25 protein-coding genes, 1 tRNA gene and 1 pseudogene are annotated in these 26,139 nt (G+C 71.1%); 10 read left to right on the top strand and 17 right to left on the bottom strand.

Features of this window, described 5'->3' with window-relative positions; translation table 11 throughout:
- Positions 1 to 30 precede the first annotated feature (30 nt).
- Positions 31 to 834: an isocitrate lyase/PEP mutase family protein gene (locus AB0K82_RS25905; RefSeq protein ID WP_364401422.1), complete on the bottom strand. Its 804-nt coding sequence runs from the start codon at positions 832 to 834 to the stop codon at positions 31 to 33.
- A gap of 455 nt (positions 835 to 1,289) precedes the next feature.
- Between AB0K82_RS25905 and AB0K82_RS25900 the strand changes: the two genes are divergently transcribed.
- The 4 genes from AB0K82_RS25900 (at position 1,290) to AB0K82_RS25885 (ending at position 5,942) form a co-directional block, all read left to right on the top strand.
- Positions 1,290 to 2,231, top strand: a complete 942-nt coding sequence (locus AB0K82_RS25900) for a fatty acid desaturase (protein ID WP_364401420.1) — start codon at positions 1,290 to 1,292, stop codon at positions 2,229 to 2,231.
- 59 nt (positions 2,232 to 2,290) lie between these two features.
- Positions 2,291 to 3,505: a helix-turn-helix domain-containing protein gene (locus AB0K82_RS25895; RefSeq protein ID WP_364401417.1), complete on the top strand. Its 1,215-nt coding sequence runs from the start codon at positions 2,291 to 2,293 to the stop codon at positions 3,503 to 3,505.
- Positions 3,506 to 3,677: 172 nt separating this feature from the next.
- On the top strand, positions 3,678 to 4,445 hold the full coding sequence (locus AB0K82_RS25890; RefSeq protein ID WP_364401415.1) for a hypothetical protein: 768 nt from the start codon (positions 3,678 to 3,680) through the stop codon (positions 4,443 to 4,445).
- A gap of 873 nt (positions 4,446 to 5,318) precedes the next feature.
- Complete coding sequence (locus AB0K82_RS25885; protein ID WP_364401412.1) at positions 5,319 to 5,942, top strand: hypothetical protein; 624 nt, start codon at positions 5,319 to 5,321, stop codon at positions 5,940 to 5,942.
- A 109-nt stretch (positions 5,943 to 6,051) separates the two neighbouring features.
- On the opposite strand, the pseudogene AB0K82_RS25880 reads toward AB0K82_RS25885, so the two are convergent.
- Positions 6,052 to 6,286 (bottom strand): annotated as a pseudogene (locus tag AB0K82_RS25880) (catalase); the annotation flags it as partial.
- A complete protein-coding gene (locus AB0K82_RS25875) occupies positions 6,283 to 6,960 on the bottom strand; it encodes a helix-turn-helix domain-containing protein (protein ID WP_364401409.1) in 678 nt (225 codons plus the stop codon). The pseudogene AB0K82_RS25880 and the gene AB0K82_RS25875, both read right to left, overlap by 4 nt.
- Positions 6,961 to 7,049: 89 nt before the next feature.
- On the opposite strand from AB0K82_RS25875, the gene AB0K82_RS25870 reads away from it, so the two are divergent.
- Positions 7,050 to 7,634, top strand: coding sequence for a TIGR03086 family metal-binding protein (locus AB0K82_RS25870; protein ID WP_364401406.1), 585 nt, complete (start codon positions 7,050 to 7,052; stop codon positions 7,632 to 7,634).
- An 84-nt stretch (positions 7,635 to 7,718) separates the two neighbouring features.
- On the opposite strand, the gene AB0K82_RS25865 is transcribed toward AB0K82_RS25870, so the two are convergent.
- Together AB0K82_RS25865 and AB0K82_RS25860 are read right to left on the bottom strand one after the other, a co-directional pair.
- Positions 7,719 to 8,117, bottom strand: a complete 399-nt coding sequence (locus tag AB0K82_RS25865; RefSeq protein ID WP_364401403.1) for a hypothetical protein — start codon at positions 8,115 to 8,117, stop codon at positions 7,719 to 7,721.
- A 250-nt stretch (positions 8,118 to 8,367) separates the two neighbouring features.
- Positions 8,368 to 8,444 (bottom strand) — tRNA-Arg (locus AB0K82_RS25860).
- A gap of 199 nt (positions 8,445 to 8,643) precedes the next feature.
- Here AB0K82_RS25860 and AB0K82_RS25855 point away from each other — a divergent pair.
- Positions 8,644 to 11,946, top strand: a complete 3,303-nt coding sequence (locus AB0K82_RS25855; protein WP_364401401.1) for a beta-galactosidase — start codon at positions 8,644 to 8,646, stop codon at positions 11,944 to 11,946.
- 5 nt (positions 11,947 to 11,951) lie between these two features.
- Here the strand turns inward: AB0K82_RS25855 and rpmG are convergent, their stop codons facing one another.
- From rpmG to AB0K82_RS25840, 3 genes are all read right to left on the bottom strand, one after another.
- Positions 11,952 to 12,116 (bottom strand): 50S ribosomal protein L33, encoded by a 165-nt coding sequence (gene rpmG / locus AB0K82_RS25850; protein WP_364401398.1) that lies wholly within the window; start codon positions 12,114 to 12,116, stop codon positions 11,952 to 11,954.
- A 79-nt stretch (positions 12,117 to 12,195) separates the two neighbouring features.
- Positions 12,196 to 14,292 (bottom strand): glycosyltransferase family 39 protein, encoded by a 2,097-nt coding sequence (locus AB0K82_RS25845; protein ID WP_364401395.1) that lies wholly within the window; start codon positions 14,290 to 14,292, stop codon positions 12,196 to 12,198.
- 136 nt (positions 14,293 to 14,428) lie between these two features.
- Positions 14,429 to 14,623 carry an OsmC family protein gene (locus tag AB0K82_RS25840; RefSeq protein ID WP_364401392.1) on the bottom strand — a complete coding sequence of 65 codons (195 nt, stop codon included), beginning with the start codon at positions 14,621 to 14,623 and terminating at the stop codon, positions 14,429 to 14,431.
- A gap of 172 nt (positions 14,624 to 14,795) precedes the next feature.
- Between AB0K82_RS25840 and AB0K82_RS25835 the strand changes: the two genes are divergently transcribed.
- The gene (locus AB0K82_RS25835) at positions 14,796 to 15,320 is read left to right on the top strand and encodes a TetR/AcrR family transcriptional regulator (protein WP_364401391.1); all 525 of its coding nucleotides are present in this window, start codon (positions 14,796 to 14,798) and stop codon (positions 15,318 to 15,320) included.
- A gap of 211 nt (positions 15,321 to 15,531) precedes the next feature.
- Here AB0K82_RS25835 and AB0K82_RS25830 read toward each other — a convergent pair whose 3' ends face one another.
- Complete coding sequence (locus AB0K82_RS25830) at positions 15,532 to 16,290, bottom strand: PIG-L family deacetylase (RefSeq protein WP_364401388.1); 759 nt, start codon at positions 16,288 to 16,290, stop codon at positions 15,532 to 15,534.
- A 209-nt stretch (positions 16,291 to 16,499) separates the two neighbouring features.
- Between AB0K82_RS25830 and AB0K82_RS25825 the strand changes: the two genes are divergently transcribed.
- Positions 16,500 to 17,561 carry a hypothetical protein gene (locus tag AB0K82_RS25825; RefSeq protein ID WP_364401386.1) on the top strand — a complete coding sequence of 354 codons (1,062 nt, stop codon included), beginning with the start codon at positions 16,500 to 16,502 and terminating at the stop codon, positions 17,559 to 17,561.
- Positions 17,562 to 17,657: 96 nt separating this feature from the next.
- Here the strand turns inward: AB0K82_RS25825 and AB0K82_RS25820 are convergent, their stop codons facing one another.
- From AB0K82_RS25820 to AB0K82_RS25810, 3 genes are all read right to left on the bottom strand, one after another.
- Positions 17,658 to 18,248: a TetR-like C-terminal domain-containing protein gene (locus AB0K82_RS25820; protein ID WP_364401383.1), complete on the bottom strand. Its 591-nt coding sequence runs from the start codon at positions 18,246 to 18,248 to the stop codon at positions 17,658 to 17,660.
- 2 nt (positions 18,249 to 18,250) lie between these two features.
- Complete coding sequence (locus AB0K82_RS25815) at positions 18,251 to 18,895, bottom strand: hypothetical protein (RefSeq protein ID WP_364401380.1); 645 nt, start codon at positions 18,893 to 18,895, stop codon at positions 18,251 to 18,253.
- A gap of 94 nt (positions 18,896 to 18,989) precedes the next feature.
- Entirely contained in the window at positions 18,990 to 19,814 is an 825-nt protein-coding gene (locus AB0K82_RS25810; RefSeq protein WP_364401378.1) for an alpha/beta hydrolase, read from the bottom strand.
- 57 nt (positions 19,815 to 19,871) lie between these two features.
- Between AB0K82_RS25810 and AB0K82_RS25805 the strand changes: the two genes are divergently transcribed.
- Positions 19,872 to 20,345, top strand: coding sequence for a MarR family transcriptional regulator (locus AB0K82_RS25805; protein ID WP_364401376.1), 474 nt, complete (start codon positions 19,872 to 19,874; stop codon positions 20,343 to 20,345).
- Between the two features lie 7 nt (positions 20,346 to 20,352).
- Here AB0K82_RS25805 and AB0K82_RS25800 read toward each other — a convergent pair whose 3' ends face one another.
- Both AB0K82_RS25800 and AB0K82_RS25795 read right to left on the bottom strand, forming a co-directional pair.
- The gene (locus AB0K82_RS25800) at positions 20,353 to 20,616 is read right to left on the bottom strand and encodes a hypothetical protein (RefSeq protein WP_364401373.1); all 264 of its coding nucleotides are present in this window, start codon (positions 20,614 to 20,616) and stop codon (positions 20,353 to 20,355) included.
- A 3-nt stretch (positions 20,617 to 20,619) separates the two neighbouring features.
- Positions 20,620 to 20,955: a hypothetical protein gene (locus AB0K82_RS25795; protein ID WP_364401372.1), complete on the bottom strand. Its 336-nt coding sequence runs from the start codon at positions 20,953 to 20,955 to the stop codon at positions 20,620 to 20,622.
- Positions 20,956 to 21,083: 128 nt separating this feature from the next.
- Between AB0K82_RS25795 and AB0K82_RS25790 the strand changes: the two genes are divergently transcribed.
- Positions 21,084 to 22,223, top strand: coding sequence for a helix-turn-helix transcriptional regulator (locus tag AB0K82_RS25790; protein WP_364401370.1), 1,140 nt, complete (start codon positions 21,084 to 21,086; stop codon positions 22,221 to 22,223).
- Between the two features lie 127 nt (positions 22,224 to 22,350).
- On the opposite strand, the gene ggt is transcribed toward AB0K82_RS25790, so the two are convergent.
- From ggt to AB0K82_RS25775, 3 genes are all read right to left on the bottom strand, one after another.
- Positions 22,351 to 24,294, bottom strand: coding sequence for a gamma-glutamyltransferase (ggt, locus tag AB0K82_RS25785; RefSeq protein WP_364401367.1), 1,944 nt, complete (start codon positions 24,292 to 24,294; stop codon positions 22,351 to 22,353).
- Between the two features lie 101 nt (positions 24,295 to 24,395).
- The gene (locus AB0K82_RS25780; RefSeq protein WP_364401365.1) at positions 24,396 to 25,637 is read right to left on the bottom strand and encodes a DUF4143 domain-containing protein; all 1,242 of its coding nucleotides are present in this window, start codon (positions 25,635 to 25,637) and stop codon (positions 24,396 to 24,398) included.
- Between the two features lie 148 nt (positions 25,638 to 25,785).
- Complete coding sequence (locus tag AB0K82_RS25775) at positions 25,786 to 26,004, bottom strand: discoidin domain-containing protein (protein WP_364401442.1); 219 nt, start codon at positions 26,002 to 26,004, stop codon at positions 25,786 to 25,788.
- Positions 26,005 to 26,139 lie beyond the last annotated feature (135 nt).

Raw genomic sequence — 26,139 nt, 5'->3', positions numbered from 1 at the left:
TCCTGAGCAGATGATGCGCGGGGGGACGGATCAGCCGTCGTCCCGCGGATGGTGCCGGCTGAGGTTGCCCTCCAGGAGGGAGAGACAGTCGGCCACGCCGACCGTGCCACCGGCGACCTCCGGCAACCGGCCGTCCTCCGCCCGCAGCCGGACCAGTGCCCGCTCCATCGCCGCCTGCGCGGCGAACAGGCACGGCGTGCTGTAGATGGCGACGCCGACGCCGAGGTCGCTCAGGTCGGACAGCGAGAACCGCGGCGACCTGCCGCCGGCGATCTGGTTGAACACCAGCGGCTTGCCGCCGGTCACGGCGTGGATCTTGCGGATCCACTCCGCGCCGCGTACGCCGTCCACGAGGATGAGGTCGGCGTCCGTGGCGGCGAGGGCCTCGGCGCGCAGCACGATCTCGCGTTCGTCGGTGGCGTCGGTCCGGCCGACCACGACGAGGTCCCTCCGGGTCCGCAGGACCAGCCGCAGCTTCTCCAGGTACTCCTCGAGCGGGAGGATCCGCTTGCCGTCGACGTGGCCGCAGCGCCGGGGGCGCTTCTGGTCCTCGATGATCACGCCGGAGGCGCCGATGGCCTCGAGGTGCTCGACGACGTGGCAGGCCACCTCCGGGTCGACGTAGCCGTCGTCGATGTCGACGAGCAGGTGGTGCCGGGGAAAGGCCAGCCGGAGCCGCTGGACGAAGCCCACCATGTCCGGCCAGGCGATGAAGCCGATGTCGGGAAGGCCGTAGTGCGAGGCGGCGAACCCGAATCCGGAGACGAACAACCCGTCATAGTGGCGGGCCGCAACGGACGCCGAGAACATGTCGAACACCCCGATGAGCGGCATGACCGATTCGGTGTCGATCGCCCTTCGGAGGCGGTCTCCGGCCTCGTTTCGCCGTGCCGATCGTACGGGCCGGCCGGAATGCGCATCCATGTGTTCCCCCCGTGTGCTCGTCCGAGCTCGGCATTCCCGTGGCGACGGTTCTCGCGCCGCCCCGCGCCGCCCACGGTAAAGGCGCGGTAAGGACGGCGCTGCTGGCGCATCGGTAAAGGGTCGCTAACCCTGCACCGGAGATATCGCGGAATCACCCGAAAGGCGGCTGAAAAACCTCGGGAAGTCGGCTCCTGATCCGCCGATCGTGGCGACGGAAGACGGGTTTGTCGGCAGTGTCGCCGATGTCCGCGCGGCTTGTCACTTCTGTGAGGACTGTGGTGGTCAAGGTGTGCGATTGTTGCGTAGATCACAAAGATACTCGCCAGTAACGTTCCGCTGACCCGCGATGTCAGGAGGAGGGTCAGATGGCGGAACAGGCCGTTGCGGTCGACGCGAACGCTCCCTGGGGAGCGCGGATGGGCATCGGCGACCGAGTGATCGTCGGAATCTTCGTGGGGATTCCGTTCATCGCCGTGATCGTGTCCGTCGTCGTCCTGTGGGGCTGGGGCGTGACGTGGCACGACCTGGTGATCGGCGCGGTGATGTACGTGATCGCCGGGCACGGCATCACGATCGGTCACCACCGGCTGTTCACCCACAAGGCGTTCAAGGCCGCCCGCCCGCTGAAGGTGGCGCTCGCCGTGGCCGGCACGATGGCGGTCGAAGGGGACGTGATCACCTGGGCCGCCGACCACCGCCGCCACCACCAGTTCTCCGACCGGCCGGGGGACCCCCACTCGCCCTGGCGGTTCGGCAACACCGTGCCGGCCCTCGTCAAGGGCATGATCTGGGCGCACGTCGGATGGACGTTCAACAACCCGAAGACCAACCAGCGCCGCTACGTCCCCGACCTGCTCGCCGACACCGACCTGCGCCGCGTCGCGCAGTGGCAGCCGCTGATCGTGCTGTTCTCCTTCGCGGGTCCCGCCGTCGCGGGCGGCCTGTGGGGCTCCGGCACCTGGGACGGCGGCGCCGCCTGGTCGGCCTTCTTCTGGGCCGGGCTCGTCCGCATCGGCCTGCTGCACCACGTCACCTGGTCGATCAACTCGATCTGCCACGTCGGCGGCGAGCGCCCCTTCCGGTCCCGCGACCGGTCCGGCAACGTCTGGTGGCTCGCCCCGCTGTCGGGCGGCGAGTCGTGGCACAACCTGCACCACGCCGACCCGACCTGTGCGCGGCACGGCGTCCTGCGCGGCCAGCTCGACTCCAGCGCCCGGCTGATCTGGCTCTTCGAACGCCTCGGCTGGGCCCGCGACGTCCGCTGGCCGGACGAACAGCGGCTCGCCGCACGGGCCGGTGCCGGCTGAATCAACCGAGTCGTCGGCATCCGCCGACCGAGCCCGCCCCCGTCGTGCACGATCGGCCGGTGAAGGGTGTGTTGACCGTGGCGAGGAGACAGGACGCCGAATCCCGGCCGTGGCTGGCCGTCCCCCGGGGCACGACCGCCTGGCTGCGTCCTCTCGTCGGACCGCTGGCGGACGAGGTGATCGCCGAGATCGCATCCCGGCTGCCCGAGTTCGACCGGCCGGAGGACGACGTCTTCCAGGACCAGCGACGGCTCGCGGTCGAGGGCGCGTTCCGCCAGTTCGTCGACCTGCTGGAGAACCCGCGCGCCCCCTGGGAGAGCATCGCCTCGGTGTACCGGACGATCGGGGCCTGGGAGGCCGACCAGGGCCGGAGCCTCGACGCGCTGCAGCGGTCCCTCAGGGTGGGCGCCCGGCTGGCCTGGCGCCGGATCGCCGACCAGTGCGACTCGCCCGACGTGCTCGGCCCGCTGGCCGAGGCCATCTTCCTCTTCCTCGACGAGATCGCCGCCGCGGCCTCCGAGGGGTACCTCAAGGCGATCGGGCGGGCAGCCGGCGAGGTCGAGCGCCGCCGGCGCAGGCTCCTGGGCCTGCTCCTGTCCGACCCTCCCGCGTCCCCGGAAGAGGTCGCGGAGGTCGCCCGGATCGTCGGCTGGGCCCTGCCCCGTACGGTCGCGGGCGTCGCGCTGCACGAGCGCAAGCAGGACCAGTTCACCCCGCTGACGCTTCCACCGGACGTCCTGGTCGACACCGACTGCCCGCAGCCGTACCTGCTGCTGCCCGACCCGGACGGCCCGGGACGCTCCCGGATCCTCGAGGCCATCGACGTCGACTGGATCACCGCCGTCGGCCCGACCGTCCCGCTCCGCTCCGCGGCGAGCTCGCTGCGGTGGGCGCGGGAGGCCCTCGCCCTCGTCCGGCGCGGCATCATCTCCGAGGACGGTTTGATCCGCTGTAGCGACCACGAGGCGACGCTCGTCATCTTCCGCGACGAGGACTTCATCCGGAACGTCGCCGCCGCCCGGCTCGCCCCCCTCGACGACCTGCGCCCCGGGCAGCGCGAACGCCTCGCCGAGACGCTCCTCGCCTGCCTGCAGCGCGGGTTCAACGCGAACGAGGCCGCCGAACGCCTCCACATCCACCCGCAGACCGTGCGGTACCGCCTCCGGCAGCTCGAGGACCTGTTCGGGGAGCGCCTGTACGACACCGACCGGCAACTCGCGCTCGAGATGGCGCTGCACGCCTGGCTCGCGCTCACCCGCGCCGACGAGTCCTGATCCCGCGGTCTCGCGCACCGCGACTCGACCGGCGGGTCACCCGCCGTCGTTGGCCGCCTTCGGACAGCAGCCGTTGCGGCTACTAACGAGATACGTAGTGTGATAGTCATGTGACGGTGCGCTACAGGTCGGCGCACGCGCGTCTCGTCAACGGCAAGCCATGGAGACGGTCATGCTCGTGTTCACCCTCGCTGTAGCCGCGGCCGTCGGGGCCGTGTTCGCGGCCGCGTTCCTCTTCCGGAAGGCACGTCACGGCGCCGACGACCGGGGGCCGGGCAGCACGACCGCGGGTCACGCGGGCTCGATGCTGTCCTCCCTCTTCCTGCTCGTCTTCGCCATCGCCATCGTGGTCCCGTGGACGACGGCCGACTCCGCCCGGCAGAACACCCAGGCGGAGAGCCAGGCGATCGTCGACGCCTACTGGGCCGCCGCGGCGCTGCCCGCCCCGGCCGGCACCCAGATCCAGGCGTCACTCCGCGACTACGTGCGCTTCGTCGTCGACAACGAGTGGCAGGTCATGAGGCAGGGGCGGCTCAGTCAGGAGGGCTGGGCGCGCCTGGACACGCTGCGCGCCCAGGTCACCGGCCTGCAGGTCTCCGGCAACAACGCGGAGACCGCCCGCAGCAGCCTCCTCGACCGCATCCGCGACATGGCGGCCGCCCGCGGCCAGCGCGCGGTCGACGCCAAGAGCGCCCCGCCGAAGGGCCTGCTGGCCCTCACCGTCGTCACGGGGATCCTCGTCGGCGCGTTCCCGTTCCTCGCCGGGGCCCGGCCCCGGGGGACGGCCCTCATCCCGGCGGCCGCGATGGCCGCGATGCTCGCCGTCGGGATCTACCTCGCGTTCGACATCTCCCACGTGTTCAACGGCGCGCTCCGCGTCAAGCCCGACGCGTTCACGTCGGCCCAACAGGAGTTCCCCCGCATCCCCGAGAGCCGGTGACCCATGCGCGCACGCGGCATCAGCGTTCTGGCCACGGGCTCGCTCATCGGGCTCATGGCGAGCCCCGCCCTGGCCGACGACGGGGCCCACTCCACCCGGTCCCGCACGCCCGGCCCGATGCACCGGGCCTCCGCCACGGAGTCCTCCGACGGCCCTCGCTCCGCGGCCCCGCCGACCGACGACAGGGCCCGCTCGACCCGATCCCGCACGGTCGGCCCGATGCACCGGGGCACCGCCACGGAGTCCTCCGACCGGTCTGTCCCCGTGGCTCAACCGGCCGACGACAGGACCCGCTCCGCCCGGTCCCGACCGGCCCACCGGACCTCTTCCACGGGACCCTCCGACGGTTCTTCATCCGCAGTCTCGGCGGCGCGTGCCGGAGGCCGCGCCATCCAGTCCCGCGCGGCTGGCGTGGGACACCGGCTCCCCTCGGCCGAGCCCCCCGGCGGTCCTTCACCCGCAGCCCTGGCGGGTGGCGGAGCCCGTACCACCGGGTCACATACGCCCGGCGAGGTGCGCCAGGCATCCTCGGCCGAGCCCGCCGACCGCTCTGTGCCCGGGGCGTCGCTCGCCGGGGGCCTTCTGGGGAGTCTGCTCCCCAGCGCCCCGGCCTTCGGTGACCCGCTCGCCGACGGGGCGGCCTCCCAGGGTTCGGGCGCACAGAATTCGGGCTCCGGCGGGCCGCCCGCCGCCGGTCCCGTACCGTCGTCTTCCCCGTCATCCCGGTCCGCGACGCGACCGGCCCGCGAGGGTCCGGTGGGTCCGCGCGAGCCGCAGCCAGCCCATCGGTCCGGTCAGGACGTCCCGGCGCGGTCTCACGGCGCCGATCGTGTTTCCGGCCGTTCCCGTATACCGGCCGATCGGCGGCTCGCCGTGACAGGCCCCGGCGGAGCCGGGCTCCTGCCCGTCACCGTCGGCGACCCCGGGCCGCTCTCCGTCGCCGCGGGCGGCCTCCTGCCACTCTCCGTCGCCGCGGGCACGCCCCGGCCGGTCTCCGTCGCGGTGGGTGGGCCACAGCCGCTGCTCGCCGTGACGCTCTCGGTATGCCTCGACCTGGACCTGCTGCACGCCCTGGACGTCCGCCTGGCCATCGGAGCCTGCGGGCGCGCCGCACCTCCACCGCCCCCTCCGCCGCCCCCGCCCCCGCCACCGGCACCGCCGACACCGCCGCCCCCCACCTCGCCGCCGGCGCCTCCGCCGCCGGCACCGCCGACCCCGCCGCACCCCGCGCCGCCCGCCGCACCCCCGGCCGCGTCGCCCGCGCCGGTGGTCCCGGTCGCCGTCCGGCCGGCCGCGCCGCGTCCGGCGGCCCCGCCGCCACGGACGACGCCGAGCCGCCCGACGTCGCCGTCGTCGTCCGCTGCGGCGCCGGAGCCGAGGAAACCCACGGCCGTGTACGTGCCGCATCGCAAGAAGCCGCTGGCCACGGTGACGGTCATCGTCGTCCTGGCGGTCATCGTCGCCGTCGGCGCGGGGCTCGCCTTCGCGACCGTGTGAGACAGCCGCGACGCGGGCTGAGCCGCTGACGGGTCTCCCGGCTTAGACCAAGATCACTGGCGATTGGTGCGTCTCTTCGCGCACCGATCGCCAGTGATCTTCGGACTCACACTGGCGTGCGCTTGCCGGCCTCCTGGAAGAGTTCGCGCGGGTGAAGGCGCCGGTCGGCTCGTCGCCGATCCGGCCGTACGCCTCGACGTACCCGAACGCGGTGGTCCCGTGGGCGTGCGCGACGCGTTCGGGGATCCGCTCGCGGTCGAAGTGGCTGATTTTCTCAGGAACCGGTGGTCCTCCAGCGTCGCCAGGCCATGGGCGCCGACCATCCTTGGGCGACGGAGAGTCACCGGCGGGGGCGGCTCCGCGGGGAGCGTGCCGGCGCCGGGGGCCGCCACCGTTCTCCGACCTCCTCGTCGCTCGGCGGGGAGGCGGGCAGCGGCCGGGTCGGCGTGTCGGCGCGCAGCGCGTCCAGCAACGGCGTCAGGTAGCGGTGACGCAGCGCCGCGGTGCGCTCGGCGTCGCCGAGACGGATGGCGGTGATCTGATCGAAGATCATCGGGAGGTCGTTGGCGGCCACGTCCGGCCGTAGCGCGCCGGCGGTCTTCGCGCGGTCGAGGATCCGCGCGGCCAGCGCGGACGCCTCCGCGGCCAGCGTCCGCAACTCCGGAGTGGGGGCGAACGTGCCGGCCAGGTGCACGGTGAGAGAGTGCACGTCCGAGTCGATGACGCCGCGCACGAAGGTCTCGAACGCCTCCCACGGAGCGTCTTGCCGGGCCAGCGCGGACTCCGCGATGGCCGTGAAGCGCCGCAGGCCGTCCGCGCAGAGCGTCCGCAGCAGTTCCTCCTTGCCGGCGTAGCGCCGGTAGAGGGCGCCGACGCCGACCCCCGCCTCCTCGGCCACCGCCGAGATCGGCGCCTCGGGGTCGCGGATGAACACCGCTCGTGCCGCGTCGAGGATCGCGCGGTCGTTGCGGGCGGCCTCGGCCGCCCGTCCTCTCCGACTGGATGCCTTGGTCTCCATGGCCGGAATTCTAGCTTGAACGGAATGATCCGTTCCGCTAAAGTTTGAACGGAACGATCCGTTCCGCAGTGATACCTCCGGAGGTTCGCATGACCGCCACGTCCTGGTCGCTTCTCGAGCAGGCCCACAACGCGCTGCGCGCATCCGCCGCCGAGCTCGGCGACGCGGACTGGGCGGCGAAGACGCCGTGCGAGCAGTGGAACGTCGCGCAGGTGCTGCGGCACGCCGCCGGCGACCAGCGCGCCTACGCCGCCGCGATCTCCGGTGACGGCGGGCCCGAGGAGAACCCGTTCGACCCCGCGACCGACGCGCCCGGCGACCCCAAGGACCTGCTCGAGAGCGCCGTGCGCGTTTCGGCGCGGGCCTTCGCCACCGTGTCGCCGGACGCGCAGACCGTCCCGACGCCGCTGCCGCAGGGGCCGATGACGGCCGAGACCGCCGTCGGCGCCGCCGCGCTGGACGCCGCCGTGCACGCCTGGGACATCGCGGTCGCCACCGGCCGTCCGTCGCCGCTCCACGCCGAACTGTCCGAGCGCCTCCTGCCGGTGGCCAGGGCCATCGCCGAGCCGCTCCGCGGCTTCGCCTACGCGCCCGCCCTCGACCCGCGGCCGGCCGACGACGCCACCGCCGCGCTGCTGCGTTACCTCGGCCGCGACCCGGAGTGGACCCGCTGATCCGTCCCGACGCGGCCGCCGCCCCGGCCCGTCGCGCCCTCGAGCGGGGGGCCGGGCCCTCCCCGAAGTGGGCCGGCCGGGGCGTCAGGCGTCGCGGCGGCGCACCGCCTGCCACCCGGCCAGCAGTGCGCCCGCCGCCCACAGCGCGGTCACCGCGAGCCCCGTCCAGGGGCCGGGGCCTCCCGTGGTGTCCCGGTGCAGCACCTGCTGCCCGGCCCGGTCCGGCAGGTAGGCGGCGGCTCCGCCGGCGATGTCCCCGACGACGAAGGACACGATCAGGATGAACGGGATGAGCAGGCTCAGCACCGCGACGGCGCTGCGCAGCAGGAAGGTGAGCCCCGCGGCGAACAAGGCCATCAGGGCGAGGTAGATCCCGGCGCCGAGGCAGGCCCGCAGCGCGCCCGGTTCGCCCAGGCCGATGGCGTGCCTCCCCAGGAACGCCTGCCCCGCGAAGAAGGTGGCGAAGGAGGCGGCGAGCCCCACGACGAGGGCGGCGCCGGCCAGGACCGCCGTCTTGTCGGCGTAGAACAGGTCCCGGCGCGGCGGCCATCGCCTTCGGGGCCACCGCGGTGTCCTCCGAGTACACCGGCGGCGCCCTGCGGGTCTCGCTGTCCGCCGTGCGATCTGCGCGAAGTTGATCGCGTAGAAGGCTCCGAAGACGGGGCGGACGCGCGATCATGGGTGCCCCACCGAGTATCCGCAGGTCAGCGGACCGTTCGGGCGGGTCAGAGGGTGGCGCGCCCAGAGGGATTCGAACCCCCGACCGTCGGATTAGAAGTCCGATGCTCTATCCAGCTGAGCTATGGGCGCTCAATCGATCGGCTCTGAGTGTACGGACTTCGCGGCGTTCGTGCGTCACCGGTGAGGAGCGGTCGGATCAAAACCCCGGTGACCCGCGTGGCCTGATCCGGTCGGGACCCCCGCGATCTCCATTGACACGGATGATCTACCGATATTGACTCCGCGTGTGATGGAAGGCCCCCGCCTGCCCTGAGCGAAAGGTGCCGTCGTGCGCTCACTGCCCGGTGTCCGCCGCCTGCTCGTCCTCCTCGCCGTCGCCGCCCTGGCCCTCGCGTACGGCGGCGCGCCGGCCTCGGCCGCTCGGCATGAGAGGGCTGTCGTGCAACGGACGCACACGGTGACGTACGACCACTACTCGCTGAAGCTCGACGGCGAACGGGTCTACCTGTGGTCGGCGGAGTTCCACTACTGGCGGCTGCCGAGTCCCGACCTGTGGCGGGACGTGCTGCAGAAGTTCAAGGCGGCCGGGTACAACGCCACCTCCATCTACTTCGACTGGGCCTACCACTCGCCGAAGCGCGGCGTGTACGACTTCACCGGCGTCCGGGACATCGACCGGCTCCTCGACATCGCGCGGCAGGTGGGCATCTACGTGATCGCGCGCCCGGGGCCGTACATCAACGCCGAGACCGACAGCGGCGGGTTCCCCGGCTGGCTGACGGCGCAGAAGGGCCGGGCGCGGTCGAGCGCTCCCGACTACACCGAGGCGTACCGGGAGTGGCTCCGGCACGTCGACCCGATCATCGCGCGGCACCAGTTCACGCACGGTACGGGCTCGGTGATCCTGTACCAGATCGAGAACGAGTACGGGTCCAACACCGACCCGGCGTACATGGTGGACCTGGAGCAGCAGGTGCGCGCCGACGGCATCGACGTGCCGCTCACGCACAACCACTGCTGCGGCGCCTCGACGTGGGCGACCGGTCCCGGCGCGGTCGACCTGCCGGGCCGGGACGGCTACCCGCAGGGGTTCAACTGCTCGACCCCGGACCGGTGGAACGGGGTGAGCACGCTGCCGCGCTTCCGGGACGACGCGCCGATCTTCACCCCGGAGTTCCAGGGCGGGGCGTTCGACCCGTGGGGCGGTCCCGGGTACGACAAGTGCCGGCGGCTCACCGGCCCCGACTTCGAGAAGGTCTTCTACGAGAACAACATCGCGAACGGCGCGACGCTGCAGAACTTCTACATGACGTACGGCGGGACGTCGTGGGGCTGGCTCGCCGATCCGAGCCAGGTCTACACGTCGTACGACTACGGCGCGGCCATCAAGGAGGACCGGGAGCTGACGCCGAAGTACGACGAGGCCAAGCGGCTCGGGTACCTGACGCGGGCGGTGGCGCCGCTGGCCAAGACCGACCCGGTCGCGACCGGCGGGCCGACGAACGCCGCCGTGAGCCTCGCCGCCCGGGCGAACCCGGACGACGACACGCACTTCTACGTGCTGCGGCACCGGGACAGCACCTCGACGACGACCGAGACCACGCACCTGCCGATCGACCTGAACGCCCGGCCCCCGCACTACACGTACGACGACACGGACCCCGCGCTGGAGTACGCGGGGGACGGCTGGAGCCACGCCTCGGGCCAGGACTGGACGAGCGGCGACTACCGGGACACCGAGTCCTACAGCGACCGGGCGGGCGCGTCGGTGACGGTGACGTTCACCGGCACGGCGGTCCGCTGGATCTCCTCGCATGAGACGAACCACGGCATCGCCGACGTCTACCTCGACGGGGCCAAGGTCGCGACTGTCGACGGGTACGGGACCTCGAAGGAGTTCCAGGAGGTGTTCTACAAGGCCGAGGGGCTGGCGGACACCGCCCACACGCTGAAGATCGTCGCGACCGGGACGAGCAACCCCGCGGCGAGCGGCGCGTACGTCATCGTGGACGCCATCGACCTGTCGGCGGGGCCGCAGGGCGGCGCCGAGCCGTACTACCCGTCCGTCCCCCAGGAGCCGGGCACGGACATCACCCTCGCGGGACGTGATTCCAAGCTGCTGGTCGCCGGCTACCGGCTCGGCGCACAGGAGCTGCGGTACTCCACCTCGGAGATCATGACGCACGGCCGTATCGGCGGGCGGGACGTCGCCCTGCTGTACGGGCGCCAGGGCGAGGACGGCGAGACCGTGCTGCACTACGCCGCCGAGCCGGCGGTGACCGTGCTGTCCGGGGACGTACGGCACGTCTGGGACGCCGGCCGTGGGGACCTGCGGCTGAACTACACGCACCAGGGCCTGGCGCGCGTGCTCGTCACGCCGCGCGACGGCGTGCCGCTGCTGCTCCTGCTCGCGACGGACCAGGAGGCGGCGCGATTCTGGCGGCAGGACACCGCCGCCGGGCCCGTCCTCGTCCGCGGCCCGGAGCTCGTCCGGTCCGCGGCGGTCCACGGGTCGGTGTTGGCCCTCACCGGCGACACGTCCGCGCCGACCGGCATCGAGGTCTTCGCCGCGCCGTCCGTGCGGGCGGTCACGTGGAACGGCACGCTCGTACGGACGTCCGGGCACGACACCCTCACCGGCCGGCTGGCCGGACCGCGGCCGGTCACGCTCCCGGCGCTGACCGGCTGGAAGACGCGGCGGGAGTCACCCGAGGCGCAGCCGGGCTTCGACGACCGCGGCTGGACGGTCGCGGACCACACCACGACGAACAACCCGACGCCGCCCGCCACGCTGCCGGTGCTGTACGCGGACGACTACGGCTTCCACCACGGCGACGTCTGGTACCGGGCGCACTTCACCGCGGCGGGCGGCGAGACCGGGATCGCCCTGACCGCCGGGACGGGCCGGGCGGGCGTCTACTCGGCGTGGCTGAACGGGAGGTTCCTGGGCAGCACCGGGGACGGCCTGCACACGTTCGCCTTCCCCGACGGCGCGGTGGCGAAGGGCCGGGACAACGTGCTGTCGGTCCTCGTCGAGAACATGGGGCACAACGAGGACTTCGACGCGACCGACTCGCACAAGGAGCCGCGCGGCCTGACCAACGCCGCGCTCCTCGGCTCGGCCGCCGCGCTCACCTGGCGGATCCAGGGCGACGCGGGCGGGGAGGACCTGTCCGACCCCGCGCGTGGCCCGTTCAACACCGGCGGCCTGTTCGGCGAGCGGAACGGCTGGCACCTGCCCGGCCGTACCGGCGCGGGCTGGACGGTTACGGCACTGCCGCACCGCGACACGACGCCCGGGATCTCCTGGTACAGGACGACGTTCGACCTGCGCCTGCCGAAGGGCCAGGACGTGCCGCTCGGCGTGACGTTCACCGACGACCCGTCCCGGCACTATCGGGCCCTGCTGTTCGTGAACGGCTGGCAGCTCGGCCGGTACATCAACGACGTCGGCCCGCAGCACACCTTCCCGATCCCGCCGGGGATCCTGCGCACCGACGGCCGCAACACCCTGGCGATCGCGGTCTGGAACGAGGACGACGCCACCGGTGGCCTCGGCCAGGTCGGCCTGCAGCAGTACGCCGACCTGGCCACGAGCCTGCGGGTCTCCGACGTCACCGCCCCGCGCTGACGTGCTCAGCGCTCTTCGCGGAAGGCGACGTGGCGCCGGGCGATCGGGTCGTACTTGCTGAGCGCGAGGCGGTCGGGGTCGTTCCGGCGGTTCTTGCGGGTCACGTACGTGTAGCCGGTGCCCGCCGTGGACCGGAGCTTCACGACCGGCCGGAGCTGGTTCCTCGCCACGGTGATCTCCCCTCTGAGGCCGTGCGGTCCTTCCGCACCGATCGCGACAACGAATATCGTTCCCAGATATTCCGCGTCGTCACGCCGTGCCCGTCGCCTTCGTCGACAGGTCGTACACCGTCGTGCCGCCGACCGTCTTGGCGGTGTAGTTCTGCTGCACCCAGGCCGCGATCCGCTGCGCCACGTCACTGCCGCCGGAGCTCGCGCCCCGCCCCATGCCCGTCATCGACCCGCCGATGAAGTAGTGGATCCGCCCCGCGCGGACGTACTCCTGGAACCGCTGCAGGCTCGGCGCCGGGTCGGTGCCGTTGAACCCGCCGACCGCCATCACCGGCTCGCCGGTCGCGAGCTGGTACCCGGCGGCGTTGTTCGACCCGACCGCCGCGGCGACCCAGGCGTACGAGCGGGCGTTCTGCTTCAGCGCGGCGGTCAGTTCGGCGCTCGGCGTGGTGGCGTTCAGCAGCCCACCGGGCCCGCCACCCGCTCCCCGTCCACCGCCGCCCGGCGCCTGCGGGCCCCCTCCGTTCCCGGTGCGCGCGCCGCCGGGGAAGCCGCCGCCCGGGAACCCGCCGCCCGGGAACCCGCCACGGCCGCCGCCCTGCGAACGGAAGCCGCGGCCCATCCCCCCGGGGCGGCCGCCGAACCCCGGCATCCCGCCCGGCCCGAACGACGGCCCCGCCGTCGGGATCGCTCCGGTGTGCGGTGTGTCGGCCGTCTCGACGGCGTACGCGGCCGGTCCGGCGATCGAACTCAGGACCGCGACGGCCAGCGCCGCGCCGAGCAGCCGGCGCGGCGCGCGGCCGGCCGAGGCCAGCAGCGCGGCGGCGAGCAGGCCGCCGACCAGCACGACCAGTCGCAGCCAGGGCAGGAAGTCCGGCGTACGGCCGAGCAGGACGTACGACCACCAGGCGGTCAGCGCCACGGTCCCGGCGAGCGTGAACGACGCGACCGCCCGGTGCCGCTCCCGCCACAGCACCGCCGCGCCCATGCCGGTGAGGGCCGCGACCGCCGGGGCCAGCGCGACCGTGTAGTACCCGTGGAAGATCCCCTGCATGAGGCTGAACACCAGGCCGGTCACCAGCAGCCAGCCGCCCCACAGCGCGAACCCGGCGAGCTCGCGGCGGCGCTCCCGGCCTCGCGTCAGCCACAGCCCGGCGACGAGCAGGACCAGCGCGGCGGGCAGCAGCCAGGCGATCTGCCCGCCGAGCTCGGTGCCGAACATCCGCATCACGCCCGCGTCCTGGTTCAGGTTGCCGAGTCCGCCGGTCTCGTCGCCGTTCAGCCGTCCGAGGCCGTTGTAGCCCAGGGCCAGCTCCAGGACGCTGTCGTGCTGGGAACCGCCGATGTACGGGCGGGAGCCCGCCGGCACCAGGGCGACGACCGCGACCCACCATCCGGCCGCGACGACCAGCGCGACCCCGGCGAGAAGCAGCTGCCCGATCCGCCGCCGTACGGGCGCCGGCGCCAGCAGCAGGTACACCAGCGCGAACGCCGGCACGACGAGGAACGCCTGCAGCATCTTGGCGAGGAAGCCCAGCCCCACGCAGGACGCCGCGAACACCAGCCACCGGGTGCTCGCACCCTCCACCGCCCGCACGACCCCGTACGCGCCGAGCGTGAGGAGCAGCACGAGCAGCGCGTCCGGATTGTTGAAGCGGAACATCAGCGCGGCCACCGGGGTGGCCGCCAGGACCGCCCCGGCCAGCAGCGCTCCCGCGATCGCCGTACGGTCGCCGGGCCGGCCGAGCGAGCGCCGCACCGCCGCGTACACCGTCCCGACGGTCGCGACGCCCATGAGGGCCTGCGGCACCAGGATGCTCCAGGCGTTCACCCCGAAGACCCGTGCGGACAGCTCCATCGGCCACAGCGCCATCGGCGTCTTGTCGACGGTGATGAAGTTCGACGCGTCCGACGATCCGAAGAAGAACGCCTTCCAGCTGCGCGCCCCGGCCTGGACGGCGGCCGAGTAGAAGGAGTTCGCCCAGCCGGAGGCGCCCAGCCCCCACACGTACAGCACCGCGGTGGCGGCGAGCAGTCCGAACAGGGCGAGGCGCGCCCAGGCGGGGTCGTCGGCGGGCCCGCGGAGCACCCGGCGGGCGAGGTGGCCGCCCCGGGCGGCCGGCATGCCGTGCTCCGGCTCGGCCTGCCGGGGTGGTCCGGAGGTCATCGATGTCATGAGACCACGGTCGGCGGCGGACGTCAGCGGTCCCTGAGCCGATGATGAGAGCCGCGTGAGAATCCGGGCTCCCGCGTGACCAGAGAGTTCCGGCCCCCGCGCAGCGCGCGAGACCGGTGGGTGTGGCGAAGCGCGGTCACTCGGTCAGGAGATCGACGGGGATGTTGCCCCGGGTGGCGTTGGAGTAGGGGCACACCTGGTGGGTCGCGTCCAGCAGATCCTGGGCGACCTCCGGGGAGAGGCTCTCGGGCAGCTTCGCCCGCAGGGTGACGTCGAGGCCGAAGCCGCCCTTGCCGTTCGGGCTGAGACCGACCTCGGCGGTGATCGACATGCCGGTGACGTCGACCTTCTTCTTCTCCGCGACGAGCTGCAGGGCGCGAAACAGGCGGCATAGCCGGCCGCGAACAGTTGCTCGGGGTTGATGCCGTCGCCGTCGCCGCCCAGCTCCTTCTGCAGGGCCAGCTTGACGTCCAGCATGCCGTCCGAGGTTCTATGCCAAGGGCGTGCACGCGGTGGGCATCGACCGCATCATCGCCGAGGCCGGCGTGGCCAAGGCGACCTTCTACCATCACTTCCGGAGCAAGGACGACCTCGTCCGCGCCTACATCGTCGAGCAGAGTCACCAGCAGCGCCGGCTGGCCGAAGAGTCCGCGACCGGCACACCCCGCGAGACGCTGCTGCTCGCTTTCCAGAAGATGTGTGAGTTCGGTGCGGAACCCACCTATCGCGGTTGCGCCTTCATCAATACCGCGGCGGAGTACCCCGATCCGGCCCATCCCGTCCGCCAGGCCATCGACGAGCATCGAAACTGGAACCGCCGGCTGTTCCGCGACCTACTGGCCGCCGATGGTCACCCTGACTCCGCGCGCACCGCGGAAATCCTCATGCTGCTCAAAGACGGGCTCGCGGTCGGTTTCGACCTCGACGATCCCGAGTCCGTCGGCATCGCGGCTCGGGAAGCCGTCATCAGAGTCGTGGGCGGCGGAAACGACCGACCATTCGCCGACGCCGACGGGCCGCACCGATAGCCACGCCGGCGCGCCAGGCGACGGAGTCCTCGGCGACGACGGCCGCATCCGACAGGACTACCACCTGACCGTGCAGCCCCTCGCCGCCCAGTAGGGCGGCTTCGGGACGCGTACGGAAGGCTCGGGATCGGCGTCCAAGTCTGAGGCGCGAAACGGTGCCTACCGGCACGAATGCCGTCGACCGGATGGGGTTCTACCGAGCCTTCCGGCCTCAGCCGAACGAGTCCTCTCCCGTGGGCACCGCGAGTTCGCGGCGGATGTACCACTCGGTGCCGAGGAGACGCTCGCGCTCGGCGGCGGGCAGGCCCGCGAACATCGCCGGCCCGGCACCGCGCTCCGCCTCCGACTCGTGAGCCTGGAACGCCTGCCACTTGCGGTCCGCCCAGCGCCGTACGTCGAGCGTCGTGGTGACCCGCTCGTCCGGGGTCCCCGGAAGGACCTGACCGGGGTCCGGCGGGGAACCGAAGACCCTCTCCCACTCGGCGAGCACGACCGAGCGGGGGATGGTCACCAGGTCGAGCGTCCGTACGGACCACGGCGCACCGGCGTCCGGATACAACTGCTCGTAGGCGGCGGCCTCGACGGCGGCCAGGGTCACGCGGTGCGCCCGCACGTGGTCCGGATGCCCGTAACCGCCGTACGCGTCATAGGTGACGACGACGTCCGGCCGGAAGTCGCGGATGTGCCCGACCAACCGCCCGACCACCTCGTCCAGCGGCGCTCCGACGAACGCCTCACCTCCGGAATCGGCGCCCCCCGCGTCCGCGTAGCCGAGCAGCCTGAGATCCCCGGTCCCGAGGATCGACAGCGAGTGCCGCAACTCCTCGACGCGCCGCGTCCCCTCCGTCCAGGTGCAGGTCACCACCCCCGTCCGAACGCCGGCCTCCGCCGACCGGGCCAGCATCCCGCCCGTCCATAGCGCCTCGTCATCCGGGTGCGCGTGCACGCACAGGACTCCTCCGTCCGGCACCGGTGCTCCTCTCTCATCGTCGGATGGTGATCGTAGAGGCCCGGACGGATCACCGGATGGGGAACGGCGCTTCGCCGGACTGCCTCCGGCCGATGGTCCACGGAGACCGGCGCGCACCTACCTCCGGCGTACGAACGTCGACCGGCGGATCGGGCCGCCAGACCATCGGCGCTATCCGCGACGCCCGCCTGGTCGGCAGGCTCGGCACCATGACGGACGTAGACGGTCGACAGGCCACGATCAGGTCCGGTGAACCGCCGCTTCGACGGCGCGTGGCTCCCGCCATCGCCCTCTTCCTCCTCGCCCCGGCCATCGGCGAACTCCTGCTCGGCAATCTGCGGGTCGAGGAGACGGTGGCCTTCCTGCCCATGCTCGCTCCGCTGTACGGCGGCGGCGCCCTGCTCATCCGCGAGACGGCGCGGCGGGCCGGGCGCGGACCGGCCACGATGCTGATCCTGGGCGTCGCGTACGGGCTCGTCGAGGAGGGGCTGGCCGACCAGATGCTGTTCAACCGGCACTACGCCGGAAACGACGAGATGGGCGTCACCTACATTCCCGCGCTCGGGATGGGCGGCTGGCTGACGGTCGGCGTGCTCGCCATGCACGCCGTCTGGAGCACCAACGTCGGGATCGCGCTGGTCGAGGCGCTCGTCCCCGAACGTTCCGAGGCGCCCTGGCTGGGCCGTACCGGACTGGGGATCACCGCCGCCATCTTCACGGTCGGCACGGTCGTCACGACCTGGGGCAGCCACCACGACGAGCACTTCTTCGCCGCGCCGCCGCAGTTGCTCGGCGCCGCGGCCGTCATCGTCCTGCTCGTCGTCGTGGCGTTCCGCCGCCGACCCGCCGGTCCGCTTCCCGGCTCCGCGCCTCGACCGGCCATCGTCGGGTGCGTCGCCTTCGTCGCCTCGGGCGCGTTCCTGTCCACCGCCGACCTGCCCGGCTGGTGGAGCGTCGCGGCGGCGGTCGCGCTCCTCGCCGCCGCGATCGTCGTCGTAGGCCGGTGGTCGCGGCGGGGAGACTGGAACCGGCTGCACCGGCTCGCCCTGGCCGCCGGCGCGCTTCTCACCTACGCCTGGACGGGAATCGGCATGCGCCCAGAGTCGGGCCCGAAGCGGCCCGCCGACCATGTGATGAACGCCGTACTGGCCGTCGGCGCCGTCGTCCTGGTCATCTGCGCGGTCCGCCGCTCCCGCGCCGGGCCGGCGTTTCCGCTGAATCGCGGCTCCGGCGAGGGGCGGCGCCCGGTAGCCGGGCGCAAGGCTCGGTGAAAGGCGCTCGGCGGAGGGGACGATTCCGGCATCGTGGGATGAACCAGTGCGGGATCGGGGACCTTCGCCGAGCTTTTCGTACGGTCCGTCGGCCGCTCAGCGGGACGCGGTCGGGCTGGACTGGGACGCCAGGTCGCGGAACGCGGTGTCGAGGGCGTCGATGAGGTGGTCGAAGGTGAGGTCAAGGGACTCGGGAAGGCCGAAGCCACCGGCCGTTTCGAGGGAGACGAGACCGTGGCAGACGGTCCGCCACATGCGGATCGCATGGACCAGGTCCGGGCCCCGCAGTCCGTATCCGCTGATGGCGCCGGCCGCGACGGCAACGGCCTGGTCGCTCACCATGGTGTACTCCTCGTCACCGGGTGTCGGGGCCTGCACGCTCGCGGCGTAGCGGCCGGGATGGGCGAGGGCGTAGGCCCGGTAGGCGCGGGACACCGCCCGCAGGCTGTCCCGGCCGGTCAGCCCGACGGCCGCCCTGGTCACGCTGTCGGTGAGCTCGCGGATGGCCAGCAGCGCCACGTCTCTCTTGACGGCTTCGAGCCCGTCGACGTGCTTGTACAGGCCGGGGAGGGAGACGCGGCACCGCTGGGCGACCGCCGCGAGGGTGAGCCGGTCCAGGCCGACCTCGTCGGCGACGGCCGCCGCTTCGGCGACGATGCGGTCCGGAGTCAGTCCAACGCGGGGCATGGTCACCGACCGTATCGCCCGAGCGTGCTGCCCGCGCCCGCGACGAAGATCAGCAGCAGGATCAGGGCCGGCGCGGCCAGCGGCGCGAGGCCCTGCAGGAGGAACAGGTAGACGACCCCGGAGGCCGCGATGGACACGGCGAGCGCGCCTCCGGCGCAGCGCAGCCAGCGGGGGAGCGCTCCTGACGCGGCCGCCGCCGCGCCGACGACGGCCAGGGTGAGCATCTTGACCCCGTCCAGCCGATCGCCGGCCTGGAACAGCAGGTGCGCGGTGCCCGGCACGGTCGTACGGGAGAGCGCGAGGCCGAGCACGAACTGGGTCAGGGAGATCACGGCGGCGGCCACACCGGCGACTCCGGTGATCCTGCCGGCGGTCGCCGAACCGGCGCGGAGCGCGGTCCGGGCGAGCAGGACCGAGATCGTCGCCAGGCCCGCCGTCGGCAGACCCTCGGTGAGGAGGAACTGGGCCGCGACGGCGCCTTCGTGCCCGGCCATCGCGGTGACGATCTCGGTTCCGGAGGCGGTGAGCTTCGGGCTGGGCGCGCCGAGGGACAGCCCCGCGACCCAGGACAGGACGTAGGTCACGCCCGTGACGGCGGGAACGGTGAGCAGGCGGGGGCGGCCGGGCGCGGTGGCCGAGACGTTCATTGGCACTCCAACGAGGCGAAGTTAATGCGACTAACTTCAAGTTAGTCGCATTAACTTTTGCGCGCAAGTGATCTCGGTCGCTCGGGCTGAGTCGTCAGTCCTGTGGGTGGGTCAGGGTGTCCAGGAAGCTCAGGAGGATCTCGAGGTAGACGCCCGGTCGCTCCAGGTTGGGATAGTGGGCGGTGTCCTCGACGGTGGCTCTGCTGCCGTGGACGACGAGTCCGGCCAGTCGTTCGGCCATGCCGATGTGGTCCGGCGAGTCGAGGCCGCCGTTGACGGCCAGTAGAGGAGCGGTGATCTTCGCAGCGCGCGCCCAGGTGTCGGGCACCGGGATGAGCGGGTCGCTCTCGTCGGCGGTGTGCTTGGACATCGTCCGCCGTTCCATCTCTCGAACCCGCCGTACGACGTCGGGGTCGACGTCGTCGAGCGTGCGGTACGGGCCCGCGGCGAAGAGGGTGCAGGCGTCGATCGCGCCTTCGAGGTCGCCGGTGGCCATCGCGGCGGTCATCGCCCCGAACGCCGTGACCGTCCAGGGGTCGGTGAACTCGGGCTCGCTCGTCCCGGCGCCGGTGACGACCAGGGCGCGGACCAGGTCGGGATGCTCCAGCGCGGTGTCGACGGCGATGCTCGCCCCCATCGACACGCCGACGAGGAACGCCGGCCCGACGCCGAGGTGGCGCAGCAGTGCGGCGAGGTCGTCGGTGTGCCGGAACGGGCGGCTCGCGTTGGCGGAGGTGCCATGCCCTCGGGCGTCGGGTGCGATCACGCGGTACCGCGCGGCGAGGGGCGGGATCTGGTGGTCCCACATGTGGTGGTCCAGGAAGCCGGCGTGCAGCAGGACCAGCGGGTGTCCGGCGCCGAGGTCGCGGTAAGCGAGGCGGCCGTCTTCGGTATCGAACCAGGAGAGGTCGGCAGACATGACAACCAAGGTGTCATGTGGGCGTGAACATGACAACCAGGGTGTCATAATCAAGCGATGACCGACTCCGATTCGTCGCTGGAGTCCGACGGGCCCTCCGGTCGGCTCGCCGCGGTGTTCGACCTGGTCGGGCCGCTCTATCGGCGGGCGCAGCGCAAGGTGGAGCAGTACACGCCGCTCGAAGGGCTGTCCGTCGGCGTGCGCGCCGTCCTCGTCCTGCTGTACGAACACGGGCCCATGACCGTCCCGCAGATGGGCCGCGCCCAGGCGCTGAGCAGGCAGTTCGTGCAGCGAATGGTCAATGAGGCGGCGGCGCGGGGCCTGGTGGAGATCACTCCCAACCCCGCGCACAAGCGGTCCTCGCTCATCCGGCTGACCGGTGAGGGCGCGGCGACCACGACCGCGCTCGTCGCCCGCGAGCGGGAGATGCTGAGCCAGGTCGACGGCGAGCTGACCGACGACGACATCGCCGCCTGCCTGCGGGTGCTGACCCGAATGCTCGAATTCCTCGACGACGTCGACCTCGACTGACGGGTCGTCACGACCTCTCCGGTCGGCCGGAGTGGGGCCTGAGGCGGTCGCGCAGTTCGAAAGCCGTCCGCGTCACTTCCAGGTGCGCGCGGCCTCGTACGGCGATCCAGGCCGGCGCGAACGGGTCGTGCAGGATGCCCCAGTGCGGGACCTCGCGGCGCAGGCGGGCCAGCCACAGCGCCGGGTCGGTCCCGCCCGGGCCTTCTCCTGGGAAGACGGGCTTCTGGTCGACGCGCGTGTCGCGCGGGTCCTGCGGGCCGGCGGCCTCCATCGGTCAGCCGTCTTCGGCGTCGCCGATGCGCAGGACCTTCGCGACGAGGTCGGCCGCGTGCGCGATGTCCTCGGCCGCGCACATGTACTCCGTCTCCAGCGGCGCGTCCCGCGTCGGGCCGGTCCAGCACCAGTACCAGTGGATGGAACGGTCCGCGTGCCCGCACAGGGCCACGTACTGCGAGAGGCGGGACGCCGCCGGATTCCACGCCATCAGCGCGGCCGCGCCGACCCGTACGGTGAGACCGGATTCGATCAGTGCTGCGGCCAGCTCGTCGAGGCGTGCCTTGATGATCTGCGTATCTCCGGGCGTCTCACTGTCCGGCTCTTGTACGGCCATGCTCGTGCCTTTCGATCAAGGTGATCAGGGGCGACGGATTGCTCGTCGCTTTTTCGACGTCGCTTATCGTTTCGGCCACCTTGAGTAATCGGGTAGTGCGTAATCGCGACCGGTTATAGCCTGTCGCCGTGGAAGCGCGGAGCCTGGCGGAAGCCCTCAAATTGATCATGAAAGGCCGCGGGTGGTCTCAGTTGAGACTCGCCCGTGAGCTGGGTGTTTCTCAGGTCTGGGTCTCCCAGGTCTCGCGGGAACAACGCGATACGGGGATCATGAAGGCAAGTCGCCTTCTCGCCCGCGTAGGCTGGGAGCTGTGCATAACGCCCATAGGGGAGGAAGAGGATCCCGTGAAGCGGAGATCATTCATCGCCGCCGCAGCGTCGGTCACCTTCATGCCATCGGCTAAAGTGGGGCCGTATCAAGATCCGCAATACCTTCGCGCGTTGGCGACGCAACTCCGCACCACCCGGTACGAGATCGGGGGTGTTCCCTTGGCGGCGACCGCTTTACGGCATCTCGGTAAGATCGGGCAGTCGATCAATGCGTCTGATCCGGACCTTCAAGTGGCCTCGGCCGGCCTGGCCCGTGCGGCATCCGTAGTTCTTTACGACGCTCGCATGTTCGAGAAGTCGGAGAGCGCTGGAAACCTCGCGCTGGTCCTGGCCAAGAGGGCGGATCACCTCGAGGACACGGCCCACGCGTTCGAGTTGTTGAGCCAGGTCAGCTCCTATCGAGGTGACTATCGGCGGGCGGCCATGTACGCGCAGCGCGGTCTTGGGCTCCCGGCGCTGACAGACGAGTGCAAGGCGCGGCTGAGTGTCAGGTTGGGCGTCAGCCTCGCCAAGACGAAAGTGGGTGGGACAGAGCGCAGGTCCCGCACTCTGCTCGATGTCGCGCACGGGTATGACGGCTCCTCGTCAGGAACCACGGCCATGATTCTGGGGAGCTCCGGTATCGTTCTCAGCAGCCTCGGCCACCATGAAGAGGGCGAGCGGTACCTTGATGAGGCGGTGCACCGCTTCCAGGGAATCCCGCTCCTCCACGGTCTGTGGCTAGGTGAAAGCGCGCATGCGGCGATACGAGCGGCCGATCCGAACCGGGCCGCGCACCATATGCAGATCGTCGCGCGGCTGGCTCCGCTGATCACCTCCTCGCGCTTCGACCAAAAGGTCGATGAGATCCTCGCGGTGTCCGCTCGGTGGGCGAGTGTTCCGGAGATGCGGGACGCGCGTGAGCAGTTGAGGACGATCCAGTCTTCTACGAAGGCATGACCAGCCGAGCGGCCGCGATCCGGGCCGAAATCGGGCGCCCGGGTGGGCCCCTGTCTTCCACGCGTGTTCCGCCAGGAGCCATTGAGTGTGCAGCGACGGCGACGCGCCGCTGACCACGAAACCGCGCTCACCAGCCGACGGCGCTGCCGTCTTTCCTGTGGTCGGAGGCGGCCCGGTAGACGCCGTTGACCGGGGACGGCGAGGTACCCCCGGTCGCCGCCCGCCCGGCGGCCTGCGCCTGGGTCTGCTCCTGTTCCTGGGCCTGTTCCTGGGCGTGTTCGCGCCGGTCGCCGCCGGCCTCTCGGTCGAACACGATCGCCTGGAATCCGCCCATGGCGCTGTCGACCGACTTCGTGACGTGATGGCCCATCGCGGAAAGCTGCCTTCCCACCAGGTTGAGCAGCTCGGGCTCGAGCTGGAGGACATCGGTCTTCTGATCATGGTTGAACCGCGCCGCGTCGGCGGCGGCCTGCGGGTTCATCCCCAGATCGACCATGTTGATGATCTCGGTGGCCTGCGCCTGGGCCTGTTCGCTGCCGCCCACGTTCCCGAACGCCATGACGGGATGGCCGTTCTGCATCACGAAAGCGGGGATGAGCGTGTGGAAGGGGCGCTTATGGGGGGCGACGACATTCGGCGACGACGGGTCCAGGGAGAACTGTGACCCGCGGTTCTGGAGGGGGAATCCGTAACCCGGAACAGTCACCCCGGACCCGAACAATTCAAAAACGCTGTAGATGAACGAGACCATGTTGCCCCAGCGGTCGGCCACCGCGACATACACGGTTCCTGAAATATTCGACGCCCTGACGCGCGGCGGCGTGGCCCGGCGTGGGTTTATCTTCTTGCACTGAGCTATCGCATACTCCGTCGAAAGGAGTCGCCCGAGCGGGACCGAGGTGAATCTCGGGTCGCCGTTGTAGGTGTAGAGGTCGTCGTAGGCGAGCTTCTTGGCTTCGACCAGCAGGTGCCAGAACTCCGGTGAGCGCGGCCCGAGGTCGGCGAGATCCAGACCGAGGACGGGGCCGCACTGCTGAAGGATGTTGAGCATCTCCAAGGCGGCGAAGCCCTGCGTGTTCGGCGGAATCTCGTATACGTCGTAGCCGTGGTAGTTGATGCTGATGGGCTCGACCCATTCGGCGTGGAACTCCGCGAGGTCCGCCGACGTCATCGCTCCGTTCAGCTTCTTGATCTTCGCCACGATGGCGTCCGCGATCTCGCCGGTGTAGAAGGCGTCACGGCCCTTCCTCTGCAGGGCCCGGTAGGCGTGTGCGAGGTCCGGGTTGCGGAAGATGCCGTACAGCGGGGGAGCCTTGCCGTCGCGGAGGAACACCCGTACCGAGTCGGCGTCGGTCTTCAACACATCCACAGCATCTTCCCAGTCGGAGTGGATCTGCTCGGTGATTCCGAAGCCCTGTTCGGCGAGCGTCGCGGCGGGCTCCAGGACGACGTCGAAGCCCCGAGTGCCGAACCGCTCGAGCAGCCGATGCCAGCCTTCGACGGCGCCGGGCACGCTGATGCTGTCGACACCGCGCTCCGGCATCCCGGTCTTCTCATCGAAGCCGCGGGCGTGGAAATAGTCGAGGTCCCAGGCATTGGGGGACCAGCCACTGGAGTTCAGCCCGAACAGCTTCCGGTGCTTCGCCGAATAGTAGACGGCGAACAGGTCGCCGCCCAGACCCGCGCTCTCCGGCTCGACCAATCCGAGAACCGCCGCGGTCGCCACCGCCGCATCCACGGCGTTCCCACCTTGCTGCAGAATTCGCAGACCCGCCTGCGCGGCGATGGGCTGGCTGGTCGCGACGGCGCCGTGCCGCGCGACGATCTCTGATCGAGTCTGGTTCGGCCAATTGCTCGCACGGTCTCCGCGTACGGCCGTGATCCTGCCCCCCGGGTTGGGGATCGAATCGGTCGGCCGTCCGAACGGCGTCGGGCTCGGACCTCCCGCGCCGGTGGTGCGCCGCACCGCGCGTGACGCACTCGCCACGTCTGGATTGGCCGCACCTCCCAATGCTGCCAATCCCATCGCAGCGCCGCCTATCTGCAGAAAAGAACGGCGTCTCAATCGCATGGTCAGGACGATAGCTGAGGCGCCGTCTTCCCCGGTTTGCCGTGAGCAGTGATAAGGATTCCTTGGCGCGAATCTGGGAGTCGAATTAACGACTCAGGACACTAGCTCCAGATCGTACATATCGGGGCCGCTGTTATGCGGTCGCCGAGGTCGTACACCTGTCGTCCGGTGTGCAGCACGAGTCCACGGATGAAACGGTCTCCCAGTTCGTCGCGCAGCCAGGCGAGATGGCGGCCTGAGTCGCGGTTCGGCCCGGTGGACGCCTTGACCTCGATACCGATGACGCGATGCCCGGCCAGCTCGACGAGGATGTCGATCTCGCGTCGGCCTCCCTCCTGCCGCAGATGGTGGAGGCGGGGCCGGTGATCGCTGACGGGAAGTTCGGCACGGAGTTGTTCGGCGACGAAGGTGTCGATCAGTCGGCCCAGGAGATCGGGGTCCCGAAGCGCGCTCTCCGTATCCGCCCCGACGACCGCGCCCGCCAAGGCCGCATCGACCAGATATCGCTTAGGACCTTGGGCCAGCCTCTTCAGCCGGTTGCTGAACCAGGCAGGGACGATGTCCAGCACGAACATGTTGCTGAGTAGGCGCTCGTAGGCGTCGGCCGTCCTGCTGTTGATCCCGGCCGCCCGATAGAGCGTCGTGTTGTCGACGACTCCAGCGGTGTTGAGCGCGAGGGCCTCGAAGAACCGCCGAAGGCGTTCCGGATCCCGCCGGGGCTCGACGGCGGCGATGTCGCGCGTGAGAAGTTGCTGCACGTAGCTGTCGAACCAGCGTCTGCGGCCCCGTACGGACAGCCGCAGGGCCGGCTCGGGGAAGGTGCCGCTGAGAGCCATGTCGACGTAGTCGCGAGTGTCCGGGCACTGATCGGGAAGCCGCAGTTCCACCGGACCGGGACGAGCGAGGCGATCGATGAACGGCTCGCCTGCCGCATCTCCGAATCGCTCGCGTGCCGTCAGTCCGGTCATCCGGACATGGATCACCCTGCCCGTACCCGGCCAGGTGTGGGCCTCCAACTCGGCACGTACCGACCCTGTGAGGATGTAGCGGCCCGGATTGGGATCGAGGTCGACATTGCGCTTCACGGCGCCCAGGACCTCCGGCGCCTCCTGCCACTCGTCGAGGAGCACGGGTTCGGCCAAGCCGCGTAGCGCGGCGTCAGGGTCGGTCCGAAAAGCGGTGGCTTCTCCAGGCCGGTCGAGATGGACCACAGACGCCGCGTGCCGCATCGCCGTGGTGGTCTTACCGGACGCGCGCGGCCCTACGAGCGATACGGCTGGTACCTCGGCCATGAGTTCGGCGATGAGCGGATCGACGATTCGTGGCAGGTAGGTGACGTTCACGGCTCGACGATACAACTTTCATGCAGGGTCCAGTACCAATTTCATGCATCGCTTAGTACAAAGCTCATGCACTGCTCAGTACCGATTTGCTGCGGTCCTGAGCCGTCCTGCCTCTGATGTTCGGAGGCGAGACGGCTCTTGACGTCTCTCAGGCGGGGCGGGGCTTGCGGTCGGTTCCGCCGCAGTCGAGTTGGCCGGCGATGGCGGTCTCGCCGCCTACGGCGGTCAGGGCCTCCAAGCGGATGTAGCAGGCGGTCGTGGGCCGGAAGCGTACGTGCTTCAGGGTGTGGTCGGCGGGCCAGGTGCCTCCCGCGACCTGCTTGAAGGTCGTGCCGTCGACGCTCACCGCGATCCGGTACGCCGTGATGTTCCCAGTGGTGACGAACTCGTCGAAGGAGTACGGCGGCCGTGGCGGTCGCGGCGAGGAAGGCGCGTCTGCTCGGCGAAGAGGTCATCGATGAAGCCCCTTTCGGGGTCCGTGGCCGGGCGGCGCCCGGCCACG

The sequence above is a fragment of the Actinoallomurus sp. NPDC052274 genome (assembly GCF_040679475.1).
GTDB classification, from domain to species: Bacteria; Actinomycetota; Actinomycetes; order Streptosporangiales; family Streptosporangiaceae; genus Actinoallomurus; species Actinoallomurus liliacearum.
The sequence above is the reverse complement of the archived record's forward strand: the minus strand, read 5'-3'. Positions and strand labels throughout refer to the sequence as shown.

What these genes read in the sequence shown, in the direction of transcription:
- AB0K82_RS25905 (WP_364401422.1), bottom strand. Translation starts at nt 834, where the DNA reads ATGCCGCTCATCGGGGTGTTCGACATGTTCTCGGCGTCCGTTGCGGCC.
- AB0K82_RS25900 (WP_364401420.1), top strand. Translation starts at nt 1,290, where the DNA reads ATGGCGGAACAGGCCGTTGCGGTCGACGCGAACGCTCCCTGGGGAGCG.
- AB0K82_RS25890 (WP_364401415.1), top strand. Translation starts at nt 3,678, where the DNA reads ATGCTCGTGTTCACCCTCGCTGTAGCCGCGGCCGTCGGGGCCGTGTTC.
- AB0K82_RS25875 (WP_364401409.1), bottom strand. Translation starts at nt 6,960, where the DNA reads ATGGAGACCAAGGCATCCAGTCGGAGAGGACGGGCGGCCGAGGCCGCC.
- AB0K82_RS25870 (WP_364401406.1), top strand. Translation starts at nt 7,050, where the DNA reads ATGACCGCCACGTCCTGGTCGCTTCTCGAGCAGGCCCACAACGCGCTG.
- AB0K82_RS25845 (WP_364401395.1), bottom strand. Translation starts at nt 14,292, where the DNA reads ATGACATCGATGACCTCCGGACCACCCCGGCAGGCCGAGCCGGAGCAC.
- AB0K82_RS25840 (WP_364401392.1), bottom strand. Translation starts at nt 14,623, where the DNA reads ATGTCGATCACCGCCGAGGTCGGTCTCAGCCCGAACGGCAAGGGCGGC.
- AB0K82_RS25825 (WP_364401386.1), top strand. Translation starts at nt 16,500, where the DNA reads ATGACGGACGTAGACGGTCGACAGGCCACGATCAGGTCCGGTGAACCG.
- AB0K82_RS25820 (WP_364401383.1), bottom strand. Translation starts at nt 18,248, where the DNA reads ATGCCCCGCGTTGGACTGACTCCGGACCGCATCGTCGCCGAAGCGGCG.
- AB0K82_RS25815 (WP_364401380.1), bottom strand. Translation starts at nt 18,895, where the DNA reads ATGAACGTCTCGGCCACCGCGCCCGGCCGCCCCCGCCTGCTCACCGTT.
- AB0K82_RS25810 (WP_364401378.1), bottom strand. Translation starts at nt 19,814, where the DNA reads ATGTCTGCCGACCTCTCCTGGTTCGATACCGAAGACGGCCGCCTCGCT.
- AB0K82_RS25805 (WP_364401376.1), top strand. Translation starts at nt 19,872, where the DNA reads ATGACCGACTCCGATTCGTCGCTGGAGTCCGACGGGCCCTCCGGTCGG.
- AB0K82_RS25800 (WP_364401373.1), bottom strand. Translation starts at nt 20,616, where the DNA reads ATGGAGGCCGCCGGCCCGCAGGACCCGCGCGACACGCGCGTCGACCAG.
- AB0K82_RS25795 (WP_364401372.1), bottom strand. Translation starts at nt 20,955, where the DNA reads ATGGCCGTACAAGAGCCGGACAGTGAGACGCCCGGAGATACGCAGATC.
- ggt (WP_364401367.1), bottom strand. Translation starts at nt 24,294, where the DNA reads ATGCGATTGAGACGCCGTTCTTTTCTGCAGATAGGCGGCGCTGCGATG.